Below are 19249 nucleotides of genomic sequence, written 5' to 3'. Positions count from 1 at the left end.
CGCAAAAGTTCACCGGGGATTCCACTACATGACCGACACCACCATGTCGTCCGTCCAGCCGCACTGGTCGTCGCGGCTGATGTTCATTTTTGCCGCCTCCGGCTCCGCCGTCGGTCTCGGCAATATCTGGAAGTTTCCCTATATCGTAGGCGAAAACGGTGGCGGCGCGTTCGTGCTGCTCTACCTCGCCTGCCTGATCGGCCTCGGTGCTCCTCTGCTTATTGGTGAGGTCTTTGTTGGGCGCAAAGGCGGTGCCTACCCTGCCAGTGCGTTCATCAAGGTAGCCCTGGCCAAAGGCCGTACACGTGCGTGGGGCGGTCTCGGTGCGCTTGGTGCCACCATCGCGCTGCTAATTCTTGCTTTCTACAGCGTCGTATCCGGCTGGGTGGGGATCTACGCTGCGGACTTCGCAGTCGCCGCCATGGGCGGTGAGGCCGCCCGCTCCGGCGCCGACGCCTTCAGCGCAATGCTGGCTGACCCGGTGGCACAGCTTGTTGCTGTCAGCCTTATTCTTCTCGTCGCGGGCACAGTCATCTACTACGACGTCACAGGCGGTATCCAGGAAGTCATGCGCTATGTGGCGCCCTTCTTCGCTATCCTCCTGGTAGCCATGCTGCTGATGGTTGCCGGCACCACGGGCAAATTCGTGGATGCTTTTGTCTACATGTTCAGGCCTGATTTCTCAGCGCTATCCGCGGCAGCTTTTGGTGAAGCCCTCGGCCATGCCTTCTTCACCCTCAGCGTCGGCATGTGCGGCATGCTGATTTACGGCGCGTATCTGGATGACGGGGCAAACATTCCTCGGCTGGGCTTTGCTGTCGCTGCCCTCGATACCGGCATTGCCATCGCGGCAGCGCTCATCATCTTCCCGATCGTGTTCGCCTTCGATCTCGAGCAGGGCGCGGGCCCCGGCCTTCTGTTCATCGCCCTCCCGAAAGGGTTCACCCTGCTGCCCTATGGCAATCTCTTTGGACTGAGCTTTTTCGTAGCCACCTTCCTGGCAGCCTTTTCCTCCCTCATAGCGCTGCTCATTATCGCCCGCCACTGGATAGAGGAGTCCACCCCCCTCAGCGGCAGCGGGGCAACGCTCCTGACCGTTGGCGTAACCTGGGTCAGCGGCACCATCGTCACACTCTCCCTGAACATGTGGGATCACCTCACCCTGTTCGGATTAGGCCTTCTGGACTTTTTTGATGAGCTGACTTCTGCCTGGCTTCTGCCCGCCAGCGGCCTGGGCATGGCACTCTTCGTTGCACGCGCTGTCGTTCCGGACATGCAGGACGGCCCACTGAAGAGCTATCTCAATATCTGCCTGAGCTACATTGCCCCAATCGGCATCCTGCTGCTGATCGCATCCAAATTCATCGACTTCTAGAGACCCGCAACCAACAGCCAGACGAGGCCGCCGCCCGCAAGGCCATAAACAACACCAACGAGTGTAGTCCGGCGCAGGACATCACCTTCCTTCCCTTCCAACCCGACGGTGGCAGCCCCCGCGATGACATTGTGCGGACAAACCATGTTGCCTATGGCCGCGCCGAAGCATTGAGCTGCCACCATCATCAGGAGCGGCAGCCCCAGAATACCCGCCGTTTCCGCCTGAAAGTCCGTGAACAGAATATTAGATGCCGTTGCGGACCCGGTAACGAAGGTGCCCAGCACACCAATCATTGGCGCAAAGACAGGCCATGACGGCCCCGCCGCTTCGGCAACTAGCATTGCCAGCGCATCCACCATGCCTGCATGGACCATCAGGCGTGCCAAGGCCAGCATGCCCAGCAATGCCAGAACCACTGACATCAGTCGGCGAAGAGCCAGGGATGCACAACGCACCAATCCGTTCCCCCGCTCACCCAGCACTATCCCTCCGACCACAAAGCTCAGGAAGAGCAACGTTCCTGGATGAGAGAGCGGAAGGACCTGTCCGCTAAACTGATCACCCAAATGCCATGACCAGACAACACTGCCCGCAAGAACGCGCACAGGCTCGACCAGTCGCGTGAATAGGATCAGCAAGATTAGAATACCATAGGGCAGAAGGCTGCGTGACAGCTCAAGCCAGCCATGCCCCTCAACGACCACAGTAGCCTTCTCAGCAATCGGGTGAGACAGCCGAACCAATGCCAGAAGACCTGAAAACAGAACACCACCGATCAGTGCGCCCAGAAGTGTGGGCAACTCAGGCCCAACGAAAGCGGCAAGCCCATAGAAAGGTACGATGAAACACAGCACAGCAGCAGGTAATGGCCAGACGCGCGCACGCAACGCTCCGTTCCTGCGACCGCCCGGAACTGCAAGCCAGTAAACAGCCCCTACAAGCACGATACAGAGCACCACATGCAGAAGCGCGGTCTGCGCCGCCAGCACCAACGGCGGCAGGTTGGTGATGCTGACCTGTGCAAATACGGGTGTCCCAATCGCCCCGAACGACACACCTGTCGCGTGACCGATGAGCACGATTGTCACGGCACGAACGGGCGGAAAGCCAAGGCTCACCAGAAGAGGCGCCGCTAACGCAACGGGCGTACCAAACCCGGCAGCACCTTCCAGAAACAGAGCAAAAAACCACGCCACCAGCAGCGCCAGCAGGCGGGGATCGTCTGTGATGCGCCCCAACGCCTGCTTGATGGTGTCGAACGCGTCATGCCGCCTCAGCAACTCGAAAATGCAGAGCGCGGGAAAAATGATCCAGAGGATAGTTGCCGTCGTTGTGCCTGCTTCCAGCACAACTCCGGTAAACCGCATCGCAATTCCTTCTTCCCCTACGCCGAAGCCGAAAACGAAGATCGCTAGCGGCAATGCGATGGCAAGGCCCACAAGGGCAGCCTGTGACGCGGGCCACCCGCGCAGGATCATCAGCACCAGAATGACGGCGATCGGCATAACCGCCGATATCGCGTGCCAGTCCGAACCCATCACCAAAGCTCCGCTGCCGGATTTCCCTGCTATTGAGATTTCGCGGAAAGACGCTTTTTCGCAATGTGATAGGTCAATGCCATCCGGGATATGTGCCGCAGTTCATCCACCGGCAGAGGTTTGCCCGCATCGAAGACAACGGCTCGCGTGCCTTCATATGTCAGCCGGCCGCCGAAAAGGTCACGGCACGTTGCGATGAGGGAGGTCTGGCAGTGCACGTAAAGCCCCACACGCGGCGGCGTCTCACTAGCGACAGCGACCCGCAAAGTGGTCCCGACGCATTTGTTTCGCGGCAGGAAGGCAAGCTGTCCCCATTTACGTGTTTCTTCGAGCCCTCCGGTCTCCGGAAGCAAGGCAGCCTCCTCTCGGATCAGGCCACAAATCACGTCAATTGCGCGCTGGCAGGCCGCACCGTTGCCAGCCGTAGCTTTGCCCTGCTGTCGAACTTTCCCTGCCATCAACCGCCTCCAGCCTCAGATTTTGCCGATGGTATTGGGTCGGGCAACGATACACGGATGACCTCCTGACAAATGGCGTCAAGACAGGCAGACTTGCCGCAAAACAAACAGTGGAGGAACTCTCATGGTCACCGTCACCCCCATCGACGCACCCTGCGGCGCTACCATTACCGGGGTCGATCTGACCCAGCCGCTTTCGTCTGGCGACGTGGAAGCCATCAGAAAAGCTTGGCTGAAGCATTTGGTCCTGGTGTTCCCGGATCAGCCAATGAGTGACGACGACCTCGAGCGCTTTACCCTCTACTTCGGCGAATTCGGCCACGACCCCTTCTTCGACCCCATCGACGACCGCACCAACATCGCAGCCATCCAGCGTAATGCCGATGAAACAACGCCCCTCTTCGCGGAAAACTGGCACACCGATTGGAGCTTCCAGGAAACGCCCCCAATCGGCACCTGCCTGCTCGGTTTGACCATACCTCCCCAGGGGGGCGACACCTTCTTCGCCAACCAGCAATTGGCCTATGAACAGATGCCGGCCCCCCTCAAGGCCGAGGCAGACAGCGCCATCGCCATTCATTCAGCGGAAACCGCTTATGCGCCTGACGGTATGTACGGCCAGGGCAAGGATGAAGAACAGGGCCGCAGCATGCGGATCCGCAGCTCGGACGAAGCGCGCCTGAAGACCAGACACCCAATGGTCCGCCCCCATACCGAAACCGGCAAACCGGCACTCTATTCAACCGTTGGATACATCCAGGGCTTCGAGGGCATGGACAAGACTGCCAGCGATGACCTGCTGCTCCGCATCTATCATCACCAAACTCAGGACCAGTTCGTCTACCGGCACAAGTGGCAGCCCAACATGCTGGTCATGTGGGATAATCGTGCCGTGCTGCACAAGGCGAGCGGCGGCTATGACGGGCATGACCGTCTCTTGCACCGGACAACAATCGCCGAAAGTATTAAGTGATGGCAAAACGTATCGCGTGACCGGCGATAGACAATGTGACGCGTCCTTGTGTATTGCCGTGAGACACCGCTGCCCCGACAATGCAGGCGAACACACATTTTCACCAAATCGGGTACGCCCGCTTGTGACCGCCATGCCAGCCGGCACGGCTTGCTGTCACCCGATACTGATATCTAACGATCACGCCGCCACAACAGTACGAGCCTGAGTAACCGATCATGGATGAAATCACCGGCCCTGAAGCAGACAGCAGCCCGGCGGAAACCATTGCGGCACCTGGCCTTGATGAAACCGCCCTCGATCTTCTGGCTTTGCTTGATCTCGGGGGGCCGGTCGTACTCATCCTGCTGGCCATGTCCGTTTTCGCCTTGGCCATTGTGCTTCTCAAGAGCTGGCAGTTCTGGCGGCTGGGGGTCGGGCGTACCCGCATGGCTGAAAAGGCGGTTACTCTGTTCACTGCCGGAAAGACAGAAGAAGCCCTCGCGGAAGCCAGCCGAATCCGCAGTCCCGTCCAGGATGTGGTCGCCCGAGGCATCAAACGGCTCGCTGATGGTCACTCGCCGGATTTGGCGCGGGCGGATGCAATGGCTCTCGGCTCGGATCTCATTGAGGACATGCGTACATATCTGCGGCCGCTGGAGGTGATTGCCGCCCTGTCACCGCTCCTCGGCCTGTTTGGAACCGTGCTGGGCATGATCGATGCCTTCCGCGCTCTCGAGGCCGCAGGCAACAATGTGGATCCCTCCATCCTGTCCGGCGGCATCTGGGTGGCATTGCTGACAACAGCAGTCGGCATCGGAGTCGCCATGCCTGTCGTCGCCATGCTCAATTGGCTTGAGCGGCGGATCGAGCGGGCAGCCCACTCCATGGACAGTGCACTTAATCGTCTGTTCGTGAGCCCGACGCCTTCAACCCAGCAGCCACAGGCCCGTAATGACACAAGCTTTCCCGCCGCAGCCGCTGGCGAGTAAGCTCGCCCGCCGACGCTCGATCATAAGCCTGACGCCGTTGATCGACGTGGTTTTCATTTTGCTTGTTTTCTTCATGCTGGCATCCAGCCTGCAGCAGTACCGGTCAATCCCGATGGGTGGCCCCGCGGAGACGTCAGGGCAGCCGGTACTGGACGAGTTGGTGGTCATCATCGTGCATCAGGACCATGTCGAAATCGGCGGCGACAGCATGCCGTTGACTTCAGCCTTGAAGCGCCTCGCTCCGGCGCAACAGCAAAGCGCCTCACCGCGTATTCTCCTGCAGCCGGCACCCGGTGTCTCATTCCAGCGCGCCGTAACGGTCCTCGATGAGCTCAACACCATCGCCCGTGCGGATGTCTCACTCGTCAACACAGTGAACTGACCCGGACATCAGCCACGATTATGCAGCCATCCCTCAAACCGCGACATCGCTACCGGCAGAACGAAGACGACCGTGTTCTCCCGCTGGTCAATGTCGTGTTCCTGCTGCTGATCTTTTTCATGATCGCCGGACAGATGGTCCAGCAGGAAGAATTCAACGTGGCTCCGCCCCTTTCCGAGGCCGAGGGCATCGACCGCCTCCGCACAGGCACCATCGAAATCTCAGTTTCAGGTGAAATTGCCTTTGAAGGCACCCGTGTAAGCGACGATGACCTGCGTCGCCTCATCGCCAACAAGGCACAGGAAAAAGCAACCCCTCCCCTGCGGGTGAAAGCGGATGGCGGGGCCGAGGCCGTGCGCGTGATTGAAGTCATGGCCCTCCTGCGTGACGCCGGCATCAAGCGCGTAGAACTTGTTGCGCGCCAGGCACCGCAATGAGCAGCATCACCCGCAAGCACTGGCTGGTTGCAATATGGATTGCCGTAATCGCCCACGCCGGCATCGCGGTCGCGTGGCTGAGTGCAGACCGTCAGGCGCCGTCACGCGACCAGGGAAACGACGGCATTGTGATGGATCTGACGCAAGTTGTAGACGCATTACCGGAGCCGGAGCCAAAAACGGAGCCAGAGCCTGAACCGGAGCCAGAGCCAAAGCCTGAACCGGAGCCGGTACCGCAGAAACAGAAACCCAAGCCAATTGTCAGACCTACGCCGAAGGTGAGCACCCCCGCGCCGGTTCAGGCACCACGTCCGCCGGAGCCCACAAGGAAAGCGGCTGAGAAACCAAAAGCACAGGCACCTGCGGTGGGCGTCCCTAAAAGTCCTCCGCCTCCGGATTACCTTGGTCGACTCCGCTCATGGCTTGAACGTCACAAGGACTATCCCAGAAGCTCGCGGCTACGCCGGGAAGAAGGCGTGGCATATCTGGCCCTGACGATCGACCGCTCCGGCACAATTACCAAGAGCAGCCTCGCAAAGAGTTCAGGCCACCCACGGCTGGATGAAGCGACCCTCGGCATTGCGAATAGAGCGTCACCTGTCCCCGCCCTGCCCGAAGACTATGACGGCGATAGCCTGACTATCGTCGTGCCCATGATCTACAAACTGCAGTAAGCCTCAGCCGGCTTTGGCCAGTGCCTCTGTGCCTTCCACCTCTTCGAAGCCCTCGAAAATCGGGCGGCCAACATAGATGTCCTCATGCCCGCCTGCGCCCTTGTGAGCCTGACGGAAGGCTTCCGATTTGGTCCAGGCCTCAAAGTCGGCCCGCGATGCCCAGACGGTGTGAGACGCGTAGAGCGTGTGCTCATCATCTGCCGGACCACGCAGCAGATGGAAAGCCTTGAAGCCAGGCAATTCCTCCAAGAACGTTTCCCGCTCACGCCAGATCGTCTCGAAATCCTGTTCCCGGCCCGGACGGATCTTGAACCTGTTCATAGCCACAAACATCAGCGCACTCCCTCAACGCTCGCCACGAGGCGGCGAATTCCAACAATCAATGCTACTCGGCATCACCCGAAACCTAGATACGAATGATTATCGATTACACCAACAGGGGCCGATGAAAAAGAGCCCGTGGCGCACCACAGCCGCGCACAGACACGCTGGGACAAGCGTGTGGAGCCTCAAGTAGAATTTTGGAAGGTGGTGGCGGAGAGGAAGGGATTCGAACCCTCGATACGCTTTTGACGTATACTCCCTTAGCAGGGGAGCGCCTTCGACCACTCGGCCACCTCTCCGCCGCCGGGGATACGCGGGAAATCCTGCGATTTCAACCCACAAATGCAGTTATCCCCAATTGATCCGCCGCGGCACACCGTCCTGCCGGTTTCAGCCTTTCCCCGCACCCTGTGCATACTCGTCACGTGCAGCTCGATTCGGCATGCACCTTCAACGAGCACCAGGGGGAGACCACCATGCTCAAGGAATTTCGGGAGTTCATTTCCCGCGGTAACGTGATTGATTTAGCCGTGGGTATCGTGATCGGCAGTGCATTCACTGCAATCGTGAAATCGCTCGTCAATGACGTCGTGATGCCGCCTATAGGCCTCATTCTGGCGGGGGTCGATTTCTCAAACCTCTTCGTCCCACTCGACGGCAAGACATACGAGTCCCTCGCCTCGGCCACGGAAGCAGGGGCGGCGACACTGAATTACGGGCTCTTTATCAATGCGGTCATCTCCTTCCTGATTGTCGCTTTCGTCGTGTTCCTGATCGTAAAGTCGATCAACAAAATGAAACGGAAGGAAGAAGAAAAGCCCGCCGAGCTGGCTGCGCCGCCTCGCAGCGAGGTGCTGCTTGAAGAAATCCGGGATCTTCTGAAAACACAGCGAAGCTAGCTAGCGAACCAAGGCAAGCAGGGGTGGTGCCCTTCGCCCGCCTGAGCGCAAAAAAAAGGCGGGACCCAAAATACGCAAGGGTCCCGCCACAGGTGTTGAGGAATGCTGCCTGATCAGAACGAGTAGGAGGCGTTCACCGACAGGAAGTCTTTATCGTTGAGCTGGTTGTACTCGCGGGCACCGAAGTTGTTGGTGTAAGCCACACCAACCTGCCAGGTGTCCTCGAGGTCCGCGTTCACGCGAAGCGTCAGGGCCTTTTTGTGCTCCAGGAAGCCCGGGCCAATCGGACCGGCGGAGTTGCCCTTTACATCATGACCAAACTGGATCGACGGAGAGACGGTCCAGGAGGTGTTGAACGCGTTGTTGTACTGGGCGATCGCCACGAGGCGGTAACCCCAGGAGAAATCGTCCGCGTAGTTGGTGAAGCCCACGCCCTGGCCAAGGATCGAGTCGGCCAGCGCCACGTCATGGCCGGCACCCGAACGGGCAGCGCCGAGACGGGAATTGTCACCAAGATCCGGCAGGTACTGTGCACCCACATTGCTGAGGAAAATGATCGTATCAGCCTCGATGAACGAGGTGATCGGATCAGATGACGGGAAGGTGCTGGTGGTCTGCAGCTGCGCCGTCATTGCGCCGTACTCGTCATAGCCACGGATTTCCTGGCCACCATTGGTCACCAGCGTACCGAAGCTGCGCACGATCGTATTGTCCGGCAGTGTGCCGTCCGGAAGGCCCGCGGCATAGTCATCGAGAGCATTCTTCTCGACGTCATTTGCGTTGATTTCCGGATCAGCGAGCTGGAACGGCATGTTCGGGGTGTAGGACACCTCACCGGCCAGAGCCGTACCGCCGAGCACATTCACCAGCGTATTGAAGCTCATGCCCCAGGACTCGATGTCCTCGACATAAACCGCATAGCTCTCCTTCGTCAGGGCACTCGCACCAACGCTGGCCGTCAGGATCGACGAAGACAGACCAAGCGCCTGACCGTTGGCAGGATTGGCACAATTGGCAAAGGTGTTTGCTTGCGCGATCAGACCGAGCAGCGCACCACAGAACTGGCTGGCGGAAGAAACATTCACGCCATTGAGACCCGGGTTGCCGGTGACCGCACCCAGGTTCAGCGTATCCGCAGCGGCCGTGAAGGTCGCGATCGGCAGCTTGGAGTGGTAGCGGTTAAAGTAGAAGGCAAGCTCGGTGCCGTCATTCAGCCAGTCAGCATAGTAACGCAGAGCCACACCGAACTGGCCCTGGTCGTCCGCATCCCGGTCAAAGGTACGAGGCACGGTGACGGGGTTCGGGAACTCGCCGGTCAGCTGAACATAGGCGCCGCCATCGCAGTAGCCATCATGGCCCGCGAAGAAAGTGCCGCACGGATCGAGATCGGACTTCTCGAAACCGAAGACGTAGAAGCCTTCCAGGCTCAGGTCATAAGGCAGACCGAGAGAGGCATAGACCGACGGCTGCGGCTTCAGGGCTTCCTTCACTTCAGAGCCCGGCGTGCGAAGCGCTGCCACGTCCACCGGAAGGTAAGCATTGACACCACCGGGGATGAAGAGGCTCTCACCCCAGTTGACCACCTGGTTGCCGACGCGAAGCGACACGGGCACGGAGCCGGCATCAAAATTCGCGTAAACGAAGGCATCCAGGATTTCCGCGTCGGACCGTGCCGCATCGCGGGCATCGTCACCACGCGCCGAGTCCTTGAGCGGACGGCGGCCGAAGCGGGTGTTGGTCTTGCCGAGCTGATTATCAGCCCAGAAATCGAAGAAAGCCGTGCCACGCACGAACGCGCCCATGTTGCGCCAGGAGATGTCGGCTTCAGCGGTCACCTTGGCGACGCGGGAGATCGTCTGCCCGCCTTCGGTGTTGATGTTGCCGTCATCGTTGTTGACGCTGTTGGTCACACCGAGGCTGTTGGCGCAACCACCATTCGGCGCTGAAATATATTCACAGTCCTGACCACTGACGCGGAAGCTGGTACCCAGCGAAAACGTCGTGGACGTGGAAACCGATACATCGCCAACCTCGAAGTTGGCGGCCTGTGCGATCCCTGGCGCGGCCACCATGGCGGCCCCCAGGATCCAGGCACTGACGCGGCGCGTCGGGATGCCCCTGCCCCTCAGTGTCATCTTAACTCCCTCCATCCCGGCCCTGTGTCGGGTCCGGTACGCTCTAGATGTCGCGACGGCTGGTACGCAGCCTGACGCATAACTTTACTTATGTCAGAACGTTCAATTGATACTGAACACACAGGGCGTACGGAATTAAAAAGATGACGTCAACGTCATTCTGAGTGAGTTCCGGCGGAAAACTTAGGAGTTGTGGCGATAAGGTTGCACACGTAAACTGTCGTTTCGGTTTGAGCTGAAAGTATCAAACGATCAAAACAGCCTGCCGACACCAAAAAAAGACGACCAAGACGACATATTACGATTCGAGGGGAGCGAATTGTGACATCCGATAAGGAGAACGCGGCGGAGGAATTCGTCGAAGTGATGGGACTCGTCCTGCAGGGGGATGGCCTTTCACGCACAGCAGGTAGAATCATGGCGATGCTGGTCCTGATGGACCGCCCCGCCGGCCTGGATGAAATCGCCGACTATCTACAGGTGAGCCGCTCCGGCGTCTCGACCAACACGCGCGAACTTGAGCGCATGGGCGTCATCCGGCGCACCACCCGCCCCGGCGACCGGCAATACTATTTTGAGATGGTGAATGACTCGCTGAGCCCTCTGCTCACACGTCACCTTGAGCGCATGTCCCGAGCCGTTGACACCATCCGCCGGGCTGCATCCGCGCTGCCGGAGAATTGGGGCAAGGCCCATGAGAGGCTGGACCGTCTGGATCGTTTCTATTCGTTCGCCATCGACAAGACCGAATACCTGATCAAGGAATTCGAACTGTCGGAGCAGGAAGACGACGCGGCCGAGGACGCGACGCCCCCTCTTCCGGAGGCAGCTGACGGACGCTAGTCCCTCAGCTGCCTTTTCCCGGATTGTAGCAAACCGCCACGTTGCTCACGCACGTTGATACTGGTTGCCGGCGCCCTAGCGCGGACGGATGAGCCCTTCCTGCGTCACCGATGCAATGAGGGTCCCATCGCGGGTGAAGATGTTGCCGCGATTAAACCCGCGTGCGAACGAGGCTGACGGCGCGTCCTGGGCATACAGCATCCACTCATCCGCCTTGAACGGCCGGTGGAACCACATGGCGTGGTCCAGCGATGCAGACTGGACCTTGCCGTCCATCCACGTCACGCCATGCGGGTTGATGCACGTATCCAGCAAGGTCATGTCCGACGCGTAAGCAAGCACGCATTGGTTCAGCGCGACGTTGTCCGTCATCGGCGACACAGCGCGGAACCAGACATGGCTGATGGGGTCCCGCTTCTCGGCATCAAAGTAGCTGGGCGGCTCTACAAAGCGCAGTTCAATCGGCCGCGGCCGCAGGAAGCGGTCCCGCATGCTCTTGGGCACTCGGTCTACCACGGCTTCACGCATGGATAGTTCGGTCGGCAGGTCCTCCGGACCCGGAACGTCCGGCATGGGAAACTGATGATCGAACCCTTCTTCCCTCACCTGGAAGGAGGCCGCCATATTGAAGATCTGCTTGCCGTGCTGAATGGCAATGACACGCCGCGTGGTGAAGCTGCGGCCATCGCGCGATCGATCCACCTCATAGACGATGGGAACCTTGGGATCGCCCGGCCGGATGAAGTAGGCATGCAACGAATGGCAATGCCGGTCTTCCTCAACGGTACGCTGAGCAGCCACCAGGGCCTGGCCAATCACCTGTCCCCCGAACACACGCTGCCAGGAATCCGCCGGGCTCTGCCCGCGGAAGAGATTGACCTCGATGGGCTCGAGATCGAGCAGGTTGAGTAGGTCTTCGACCTGATCCGGCATGGTGGTCCTCGTCGGCTGTGTCAAACAACGACGCAGGCGCGCACGCACCCGTGCCGCACCTGCGAGCGTCGTTCTCTTGCCCCAGCCGCGCGGGATCGGTCAACAGACGATCCACGACCGCAGCCATGCAGCATGAATGCACTGGAAAAGGGAAAAACGCGAGGATGCGGTCCAAACACCGGCCCCGGAAGGCCACCGTTCCGCAATTCCCCCGCAATGGCACGATTACGCCGCGCCGGTCAGGCACGTCAGGCGTGGCAGGCCATCCATTCACGGGCCTGCCGCTGAGCCTCGGCGATCTCCGCCGGGGACATCATGTTCGCCAGTTCCTTGCGCTGCGCCTTGGCTTCCACCGAACCGCGCATGGCAGCCAGATTGAACCATTTATGCGCCGTTACAAAATCCGGCTCTACACCCTTGCCCACAGAAAAAATGAGCCCGAGATTATAAAGCGCTCCGCTAGTGCCTTTCTCGGCAGCCAGTTCAAACCGCTTCAGGTCGTCCAGTTCCACACGGGCCATAGGTCCCTCCTACCGTCGCCCTTGAACCAAACAAGGCCCCGCAGCCCATTCTGAGCCTGGAACCGCAGCGCCCCTGCGCTGCCCACACCACTTCTGTGGCATGCTTGCAAGGCGATGCTGCCCAGCGCGTCTAAACAATAAGTTAAATGACTAAAATGCGATTCAAACTGCGGGTCTTTTTGGGACTGGGTGTGTTTTTGCCACACTGCTGATCTGCCATTTCGCGCTCCCTCCCTTCACATTCTCCATGGTAAAATGAAGTGCATGTGAATTGTGCGCATGTCGCCGCCCCCCATCTGAAAGCGGCAGTTTCAACTGGTACTCCAGGTGCCTCATGACCGTCGTCGGCCCAGTCGCGGACCGATCTGAACTCATCCTCGGGCGCATAAAAGCCCGCCGCTGGCAGATCGCCTTCACCTATTTCCTCACCCTGCTCGAAAACGGCTTCACGCTCGTTTATCCATGGGCAATTGGTCTGGCCATCAATGGCCTGATTACCGATGCCCACGAGATGATCGCCCCGCTCGTGGTGATCTGGATCACCCACATAGCTGTTGGCGGCCTCCGGCAGGTCTACGACACGAACCTGTTTTCCCGCCTATATGCGAGCATCGCCTCCGACATCGTGATGGTGCAGAAGGCCCAGGGCGAGGAAGTCAGCGAAATCTCCGCCCGCGTAGATATGGCCTACGAAATCGCGGACTTCATGGAAGAAGACGTGCCGCGGATCATGGCCGCAATGGCGGGTCTTCTCGGCGGCGTCGCCATGCTGTTCTTCTATGACCTTGTGGCAGGCGCCATCATGGCCTTTCTGCTGGTGCCTGTTGGCATCATAAACGCCGTCATGGGCAGCAAGGCTCTTCGCTTCAGCCGCAACTTCAATAACGAATTCGAACGTCAGGTGGACATCATTGACGAAGGACGGCGCCGGCCCGTTCTGCTGCATTTCGGGCGGCTAGCCCAATGGCGCATCCGGTTGTCAAACGCGGATGCCGCCAGCTGGACGCTGGCGGAAGGCCTGGCCCTTATTGCGACCGTCCTCGTCCTGTTTCAGGTCGCCTCTCAGCCTGGCGTGCTGGCCGGCACCATTTTCGCCAGCATCGCTTATGTACTGCGCGTCATCGAAAGCATGGATGAGATCCCGGGTACCGTGCAGAACGTCATGCACCTGATCGATATACGAAGCCGCATCAGCAATGCCGACAAGGCAGACTGATCACACTTCAGGTACCGCCATACCCTTGGCAACCGCCGGGCGCGCCTTCAGAGCGTCGATCCAGCGCACGCAATTGGCCGCGTCCCCAACCATGTCGGGTTTCGCATTGCGGATTGCCTCAAAGCCTGCCGAGACCCAGGGATAAATGGCCATGTCGGCGATGGAGTATTCCCCGGCCACAAACTCACGTTCCGCGAGTTGATCATCCAAGAGCCTGATCAGCCGCGCGCTCTCTTCGAGGTAACGGTTGATTGCGTAGGGAATCTGTTCAGGTGCCGAATTGATGAAGTGGCTGGCCTGCCCCATCATCGGCCCCACGCCACTCATTTGCCACATAAGCCATTCCAGAACCTTTGCCCGCGCAGCGCCGCTTGCAGGCAGAAATTGACCGGTCTTCTCCGCCAGATAGATCAGGATCGCACCGGATTCGAACACGGAGACCGGCCCGCCTTCCGCATCCTGATCAATAATGGCCGGGATGCGGTTATTGGGACTGATAAGGAGGAACTCCGGCTTGAATTGCTCCTGCATCTGGAGATTGACCGGATGGGCTGCGTAATCAAGCCCGGTTTCCTCCAGCATGATGGACACCTTGCGCCCATTCGGTGTCGTCCACGTATAAAGATCGATCATCGACCCCAAACCCTGTCTATCGCTCATGAAAAACCCCGCAGCGCGTGCTGCGGGGTTCATATGGTCGCGGTGCCGTATCCACTCAATCCGTCTTCACCAGAATTTCAATGAACTGGTGGTGATGCACGTCATCATCAATGCTGGGAATGACCCTGTAACTTCCCGGCGCAAGGGTGAGGCCTACAGCTTCCTGACTGTCCTCATACTCGACGACTTCTGCACCCGACGCATCATAGAGAGTAAACCCGTAGTCACCGCCAATGACGGCAAAGACGGTGCCCTGGCCCTCGACCTTCGTCATAGGCGCCTTGATCAGTGGTTCGATGCGCTCATGGTCATCATGAAGGCCCTTTATCTTCGCAATTCCGGCCTGAGCGGGCCCCGCAAGCAGCAGAGCCGCCACAACACCACCAACAAGACTACGCATGGCACTTCTCCGATAATCCGCGGGGCCGAGACAGATTTCTTGCGGACAATATAGCATGCCGGACCTTGCGGCCCTAAAGAGGCCAGCCGATCATCCGCCGAGCTTCTTGGCCAGGATTTCGTTGACCATGGCCGGGTTAGCCTTGCCCTGGCTGGCTTTCATTACCTGGCCGACAAACCAGCCGGCTAGCTTGGGCTTCTCCTTCGCCTCCGCCACCTTGTCAGGATTGGCCGCAAGAATCTCGTCAACGATTGCCTCGATAGCGCCCGTGTCGGTCACCTGCTTGAGACCCTTGTCTTCGACGATCTTGCCGGGCGCATCGCCCGTTTCCAGCATGATCTCAAACACATCCTTGGCGATGCGGCCGGAAATCGTGTTGTCAGAGATGAGGTCGATGAGTTCGCCCAGCTGCTCAGCAGACACAGGGCTCTCGTCAATATCCTTGCCTAGCTTGTTGAGCGCCCCGAAGAGTTCGCTGGTCACCCAGTTGGCAGCAACACGCGCATCGCGGCCCTCCGCCACCTGTTCGAAGAAATCGGAAGAGGCCTTGTCCCCGGCTAGCACGCCGGCGTCATAGGGCTTGAGCCCGAACTGCTCAACGAAGCGTGCCTTCTTCTGGTCCGGCATTTCCGGCAGAGTTGCGCGGATGCTGTCAATAAACTCATCTGTCAGTTCAAGCGGCAATAAATCCGGATCCGGGAAGTAGCGATAATCATGCGCCTCTTCTTTCGAGCGCATGGACCTGGTCTGCCCGGTCTTCGGGTCAAACAGCCGCGTCTCCTGCAGGACCTCACCGCCATCTTCGATCAGGTCAATCTGGCGGCCGACTTCATACTCGACAGCCTGACCGACAAAACGGAACGAGTTGACGTTCTTGATCTCACAGCGCGTCCCAAGCTCACCGCCCGGTCGCCGCACAGAGACGTTGATGTCCCCACGCATGGAGCCCTGCTCCATGTTGCCGTCACATGTGCCCAGATAGCGCACAATCGTCCGCAGCTTCTTGAGGAAGGCCTGCGCTTCCTCCGCGGACCGCATGTCGGGCTTTGACACGATTTCCATCAGCGCCACCCCGGACCGGTTGAGGTCCACAAACGACAATGCCGGGTCCTGATCATGCAGGCTCTTGCCCGCATCCTGCTCCAGATGCAGCCGCTCGATGCCGACAGTGCGTTGTACACCTTCCGCCAGGTCGAGCACGATTTCGCCCTCGCCGACAATCGGCAGTTCGAACTGGGAAATCTGATAACCCTGCGGCAAATCCGGATAGAAATAGTTCTTCCGGGCAAAGACGGACCGCTTGTTGATCTTGGAGTTCAACCCAAGTCCGGTCCGCACCGCTTGCTCAACACAATACTCATTTAGCACCGGCAGCATGCCCGGCATGGCGGCATCGACAAGGCTCACTTGCGTATTGGCATCAGCGCCAAACTCGGTCGCCGCACCCGAGAACAGCTTTGACTTGGACGCCACCTGCGCATGGCATTCGATGCCGATGATGACTTCCCACGGGCCCGTTGCGCCCTCGACAAGCTTGGATTCTGCTTCCGCCATTAGGCCCTCCACCATGGGCTGGGCTTATGCTCAAAGCCCGCGGCCTGCTCCAGCGCATAGGCGCCGCGCAGTACTGTTTCTTCATCAAAGGCTCTGCCAATCAGCTGCAAGCCAAGCGGCAACCCATTCGCCGACAGACCGGCCGGCACCGATATGCCCGGCAACCCGGCTAGGCTCGCCGGCACCGTGAACACGTCATTGAGATACATGCTCAGCGGGTCGTCCGTTTTGGCACCGATGCCGAAAGCGGGTTCAGGCGACGTCGGGGTCAGGATCAGGTCCACATCCTCGAATGCGGCCTTGAAGTCCTGGGCAATCAGTGTGCGGACCTTTTGCGCTTTGAGGTAGTAGGCATCGTAGTAGCCTGCCGACAGCACATAGGTTCCGATGAGAATGCGGCGCTTCACTTCCGCGCCGAAACCCGCCGCGCGGGTCTTCTCATACATATCGGTAATGTCATCACCCGGCACTCGCAATCCGTAGCGCACACCGTCATAGCGCGCCAGGTTGGACGAAGCTTCCGCCGGAGCCACGATGTAATAGGTCGGCAGCGCGTTCTTGGTCTGCTTCAGGCTAACGGTCTTGATCTCCGCCCCCTGCGCCTTCAGCCAATCCACGCCCTGCTGCCAGAGATCTTCAATCTCCTTTGGCATGCCGTCGACACGGTATTCCTCGGGGACACCGATCTTGAGCCCCTTCACGCCCCCATCCAGCGCCGCCTCGTAATTCGGCACAGGCGTATTGATGGAGGTGGAATCCTTTGCGTCATGCCCTGCCATAGCACCGAGCATGATGGCGGCATCACGAACCGTACGGGTCATGGGACCTGCCTGGTCCAGAGACGACGCGAAGGCGATGATGCCCCAGCGCGAGCAGCGGCCATAGGTCGGCTTGAGACCAACCGTACCGGTCAGCGCGCCCGGCTGACGGATCGATCCGCCGGTATCCGTGCCCGTTGCAGCCGCACACAGATGCGCCGCCACAGCCGCGGCCGATCCGCCAGACGATCCGCCCGGCACCAGTGCATCCTCAGAGCCATCCGCACGCCAGGGATTGCGCACATCACCGTAATAGGACGTCTCGTTCGACGACCCCATGGCAAATTCATCAAGGTTGGTTTTGCCCAGCATCACCGCACCCTGCTGCCAGAGACTGCCGGTGACCGTGCTTTCATACGGCGGGGTGAACCCATCCAGAATGTGGCTGGCTGCCGTCGTCTGAACCCCCTCGGTGCAGAACAGATCCTTGATAGCAAGCGGAATGCCTTCGAGCGCGCCCGCCTCACCGGCCTTGCGCCGGGCATCGCTTTCCTTCGCCATCTCGATGGCCTTGCCCGGCAGTACCGTGATGTAGGCGTTGAGAACCTTGGCGGCATCAATGGCTTCGAGATAGGCCGCGGTCAGCTCTTCGGACGTAAACTCGCCCTTGGCCAGCGCATCACGGGCAGCGGCAATATCGAGTGTCGTCAGCTCGCTCATCACTCCACCACCTTCGGCACGGTGAAATGCCCTTCGCGTGCGTCCGGTGCATTCTTCAGCACTTCGGCTTCCTTGTTACCGTCAGTCACCTCATCGGTCCGCAGCGGCGCTGTGATATCGGCCACGGACGTCATCGGCATCACGCCGTCCGTGTCGACCTCGCCCAGCTGTTCGACCCAATCCAGTATCTGGTTCAATTCGCCCACCAGAGGGGGCACTTCCTCGTCCGTGATGGCGATCCGCGCGAGCGTGGCGATCCGCCGGACAGTAGCCGCATCGACTGACATGAAACCTGCTATCCAACTTCTCAGGCTGGCCGGAACTGTCTTCCGGAGAAGACGTCACCGACTCGCCTTTTGGGGTCCTGAAAGGGAGTAAGAGTGGCGCGGACCATAGCCGTAACGTACAAGACCCTTCAACCTTAACCAGAAGCCTAACGGCACAGGGAATTCACAAGCGTGACAGCGCCCGTTTCGCCCAAATCCCCCACCGAAGCCGCTGAGGAGTTTGCTGCTGCCCTTCCTCCGCGCGGGGGACTGCTTGGCCTCGACCTCGGCACCAAGACCATCGGTATCGCCACCAGTGACCCTGACCGGCGGATCGCGTCGCCAGTTACCACGCTCAAACGCGGCAAATTTTCAGCCAATCTTGTTGAGTTGAAAGCCCTCATGGCGGAAAGGGCCACGGCGGGCCTCGTGCTTGGCTTGCCCATCAACATGGACGGCACGTCCGGCCCCAGGGCCCAATCCAGCCGCACATTTGCCCGCAATCTGGCTCGGGAATTGGATGTGCCGATCCTGCTGTGGGACGAGAGGCTTTCGACAGCAGCAATGGAGCGCGAATTGATCAGCCTCGACACCTCTCGCCGCCGGCGAGCTGAGGTTATCGACGAAATGGCGGCAAACTTCATCCTGCAGGGCGCACTGGATCGTCTGCAAGCACTCGCTAGCTGAGCCGCCGCAAGGCAAACACCACCCGCGCCCGTGCGGCTTTCCGGCTGTCCGGCAGGATAAAGTCCACTTCCGTGTGAAGCAGCGATGACGACTTGTTGCTGACGCGGCCTTCGAGAATGAGCGGACCGTCACCAATGGGACGGAAATAGTCCAGCTCGAGGCTGGTAGTCCGCATCATCTCGTCATTCGAGAGCACCGTCATCGCACCAAATGTCCCGACCTGGTCGGCCAAAACTCCGTAGTAGCCGCCGAACAGAAAGCCTTCGGGATTGAGCAGTTCCGGGTCGAGCGGCCATTTCTTGCGAACGAAACCCGGTTCCCATTCCGCCAGTGCGCCCAGGGACAACCGGTGCACCACAGGCGGGAGCAAGGCCTTCCCACCGGTCAGATCCGTAAGGCGCTGCCGCCAATGGGTATCGCCCACGCCAGCATCAGAGGCGCCGGAGTGACTCGTAGTCCCCATGGAATTCTCCTATTAGAGGAAATCAGACGCCCACTCCGGCGTGGAAACACGGCCAGAAT

Annotated in this window: 22 protein-coding genes and 1 tRNA gene; 10 read left to right on the top strand and 13 right to left on the bottom strand. The window is 59.6% G+C overall.

Annotated features, from left to right (window positions below):
* The first annotated feature begins 28 nt into the window (after nucleotides 1-28).
* Nucleotides 29-1375: a sodium-dependent transporter gene (locus tag HG718_RS05600; RefSeq protein WP_160587684.1), complete on the top strand. Its 1347-nt coding sequence runs from the start codon at nucleotides 29-31 to the stop codon at nucleotides 1373-1375.
* On the opposite strand, the gene HG718_RS05595 is transcribed toward HG718_RS05600, so the two are convergent.
* Nucleotides 1372-2916 (bottom strand): L-lactate permease, encoded by a 1545-nt coding sequence (locus HG718_RS05595; protein ID WP_160587683.1) that lies wholly within the window; start codon nucleotides 2914-2916, stop codon nucleotides 1372-1374. The two genes, HG718_RS05600 and HG718_RS05595, sit on opposite strands and share 4 nt — an antisense overlap.
* A 29-nt stretch (nucleotides 2917-2945) precedes the next feature.
* Nucleotides 2946-3374: a DUF1801 domain-containing protein gene (locus HG718_RS05590; RefSeq protein ID WP_160587682.1), complete on the bottom strand. Its 429-nt coding sequence runs from the start codon at nucleotides 3372-3374 to the stop codon at nucleotides 2946-2948.
* A 124-nt stretch (nucleotides 3375-3498) separates the two neighbouring features.
* Between HG718_RS05590 and HG718_RS05585 the strand changes: the two genes are divergently transcribed.
* The 5 genes from HG718_RS05585 (at nucleotide 3499) to HG718_RS05565 (ending at nucleotide 6811) form a co-directional block, all read left to right on the top strand.
* Nucleotides 3499-4347, top strand: a complete 849-nt coding sequence (locus tag HG718_RS05585; protein ID WP_160587681.1) for a TauD/TfdA dioxygenase family protein — start codon at nucleotides 3499-3501, stop codon at nucleotides 4345-4347.
* Between the two features lie 218 nt (nucleotides 4348-4565).
* The gene (locus HG718_RS05580; RefSeq protein ID WP_160587680.1) at nucleotides 4566-5318 is read left to right on the top strand and encodes a MotA/TolQ/ExbB proton channel family protein; all 753 of its coding nucleotides are present in this window, start codon (nucleotides 4566-4568) and stop codon (nucleotides 5316-5318) included.
* The gene (locus HG718_RS05575) at nucleotides 5281-5700 is read left to right on the top strand and encodes an ExbD/TolR family protein (RefSeq protein ID WP_160587679.1); all 420 of its coding nucleotides are present in this window, start codon (nucleotides 5281-5283) and stop codon (nucleotides 5698-5700) included. The genes HG718_RS05580 and HG718_RS05575 overlap by 38 nt, the downstream gene beginning before the upstream one ends.
* A gap of 20 nt (nucleotides 5701-5720) precedes the next feature.
* Nucleotides 5721-6137, top strand: a complete 417-nt coding sequence (locus HG718_RS05570) for an ExbD/TolR family protein (RefSeq protein ID WP_160587678.1) — start codon at nucleotides 5721-5723, stop codon at nucleotides 6135-6137.
* Nucleotides 6134-6811 carry an energy transducer TonB gene (locus HG718_RS05565; RefSeq protein ID WP_160587677.1) on the top strand — a complete coding sequence of 226 codons (678 nt, stop codon included), beginning with the start codon at nucleotides 6134-6136 and terminating at the stop codon, nucleotides 6809-6811. Before HG718_RS05570 ends, HG718_RS05565 begins: the two co-directional genes overlap by 4 nt.
* 3 nt (nucleotides 6812-6814) lie before the next feature.
* Here the strand turns inward: HG718_RS05565 and hmuQ are convergent, their stop codons facing one another.
* On the bottom strand, nucleotides 6815-7144 hold the full coding sequence (gene hmuQ, locus HG718_RS05560) for a heme-degrading protein HmuQ (protein WP_160587676.1): 330 nt from the start codon (nucleotides 7142-7144) through the stop codon (nucleotides 6815-6817).
* Nucleotides 7145-7343: 199 nt separating this feature from the next.
* Nucleotides 7344-7434 (bottom strand) — tRNA-Ser (locus tag HG718_RS05555).
* A 177-nt stretch (nucleotides 7435-7611) separates the two neighbouring features.
* Between HG718_RS05555 and mscL the strand changes: the two genes are divergently transcribed.
* Nucleotides 7612-8034, top strand: a complete 423-nt coding sequence (gene mscL / locus HG718_RS05550) for a large conductance mechanosensitive channel protein MscL (protein WP_160587675.1) — start codon at nucleotides 7612-7614, stop codon at nucleotides 8032-8034.
* Nucleotides 8035-8147: 113 nt separating this feature from the next.
* Here mscL and HG718_RS05545 read toward each other — a convergent pair whose 3' ends face one another.
* The gene (locus HG718_RS05545; protein WP_160587674.1) at nucleotides 8148-10169 is read right to left on the bottom strand and encodes a DUF1302 domain-containing protein; all 2022 of its coding nucleotides are present in this window, start codon (nucleotides 10167-10169) and stop codon (nucleotides 8148-8150) included.
* A gap of 321 nt (nucleotides 10170-10490) precedes the next feature.
* Here HG718_RS05545 and HG718_RS05540 point away from each other — a divergent pair, with 321 nt between their 5' ends.
* Nucleotides 10491-11012, top strand: a complete 522-nt coding sequence (locus HG718_RS05540) for a GbsR/MarR family transcriptional regulator (protein WP_160587673.1) — start codon at nucleotides 10491-10493, stop codon at nucleotides 11010-11012.
* Between the two features lie 75 nt (nucleotides 11013-11087).
* Here HG718_RS05540 and tesB read toward each other — a convergent pair whose 3' ends face one another.
* Both tesB and HG718_RS05530 read right to left on the bottom strand, forming a co-directional pair.
* A complete protein-coding gene (gene tesB / locus HG718_RS05535; protein ID WP_027837702.1) occupies nucleotides 11088-11945 on the bottom strand; it encodes an acyl-CoA thioesterase II in 858 nt (285 codons plus the stop codon).
* A gap of 248 nt (nucleotides 11946-12193) precedes the next feature.
* Nucleotides 12194-12466, bottom strand: a complete 273-nt coding sequence (locus HG718_RS05530; protein WP_027837701.1) for an SEL1-like repeat protein — start codon at nucleotides 12464-12466, stop codon at nucleotides 12194-12196.
* Between the two features lie 334 nt (nucleotides 12467-12800).
* Here HG718_RS05530 and HG718_RS05525 point away from each other — a divergent pair, with 334 nt between their 5' ends.
* The gene (locus HG718_RS05525; RefSeq protein ID WP_027837700.1) at nucleotides 12801-13682 is read left to right on the top strand and encodes an ABC transporter six-transmembrane domain-containing protein; all 882 of its coding nucleotides are present in this window, start codon (nucleotides 12801-12803) and stop codon (nucleotides 13680-13682) included.
* Here HG718_RS05525 and HG718_RS05520 read toward each other — a convergent pair whose 3' ends face one another.
* The 5 genes from HG718_RS05520 to gatC all read right to left on the bottom strand — a co-directional run bounded on the left by HG718_RS05520 (nucleotide 13683) and on the right by gatC (nucleotide 18061).
* Entirely contained in the window at nucleotides 13683-14315 is a 633-nt protein-coding gene (locus HG718_RS05520) for a glutathione S-transferase N-terminal domain-containing protein (RefSeq protein WP_160587672.1), read from the bottom strand.
* Nucleotides 14316-14397: 82 nt separating this feature from the next.
* Complete coding sequence (locus HG718_RS05515; protein WP_160587671.1) at nucleotides 14398-14742, bottom strand: hypothetical protein; 345 nt, start codon at nucleotides 14740-14742, stop codon at nucleotides 14398-14400.
* Nucleotides 14743-14832: 90 nt separating this feature from the next.
* Nucleotides 14833-16296, bottom strand: coding sequence for an Asp-tRNA(Asn)/Glu-tRNA(Gln) amidotransferase subunit GatB (gene gatB / locus HG718_RS05510; protein WP_205345671.1), 1464 nt, complete (start codon nucleotides 16294-16296; stop codon nucleotides 14833-14835).
* Nucleotides 16296-17774, bottom strand: a complete 1479-nt coding sequence (gene gatA, locus HG718_RS05505) for an Asp-tRNA(Asn)/Glu-tRNA(Gln) amidotransferase subunit GatA (RefSeq protein ID WP_160587669.1) — start codon at nucleotides 17772-17774, stop codon at nucleotides 16296-16298. Before gatA ends, gatB begins: the two co-directional genes overlap by 1 nt.
* The gene (gene gatC / locus HG718_RS05500; protein ID WP_027837695.1) at nucleotides 17774-18061 is read right to left on the bottom strand and encodes an Asp-tRNA(Asn)/Glu-tRNA(Gln) amidotransferase subunit GatC; all 288 of its coding nucleotides are present in this window, start codon (nucleotides 18059-18061) and stop codon (nucleotides 17774-17776) included. The genes gatA and gatC overlap by 1 nt, the downstream gene beginning before the upstream one ends.
* Before the next feature lie 171 nt (nucleotides 18062-18232).
* Between gatC and ruvX the strand changes: the two genes are divergently transcribed.
* A complete protein-coding gene (gene ruvX, locus HG718_RS05495) occupies nucleotides 18233-18727 on the top strand; it encodes a Holliday junction resolvase RuvX (RefSeq protein ID WP_160587668.1) in 495 nt (164 codons plus the stop codon).
* On the opposite strand, the gene HG718_RS05490 is transcribed toward ruvX, so the two are convergent.
* The gene (locus tag HG718_RS05490) at nucleotides 18720-19190 is read right to left on the bottom strand and encodes a PaaI family thioesterase (protein WP_160587667.1); all 471 of its coding nucleotides are present in this window, start codon (nucleotides 19188-19190) and stop codon (nucleotides 18720-18722) included. The two genes, ruvX and HG718_RS05490, sit on opposite strands and share 8 nt — an antisense overlap.
* Nucleotides 19191-19249: the final 59 nt, after the last annotated feature.

Source organism: Pyruvatibacter mobilis, from assembly GCF_012848855.1.
Classification (GTDB): Bacteria; Pseudomonadota; Alphaproteobacteria; order CGMCC-115125; family CGMCC-115125; genus Pyruvatibacter; species Pyruvatibacter mobilis.
This window is presented reverse-complemented; position numbering and strand designations above follow the sequence as displayed.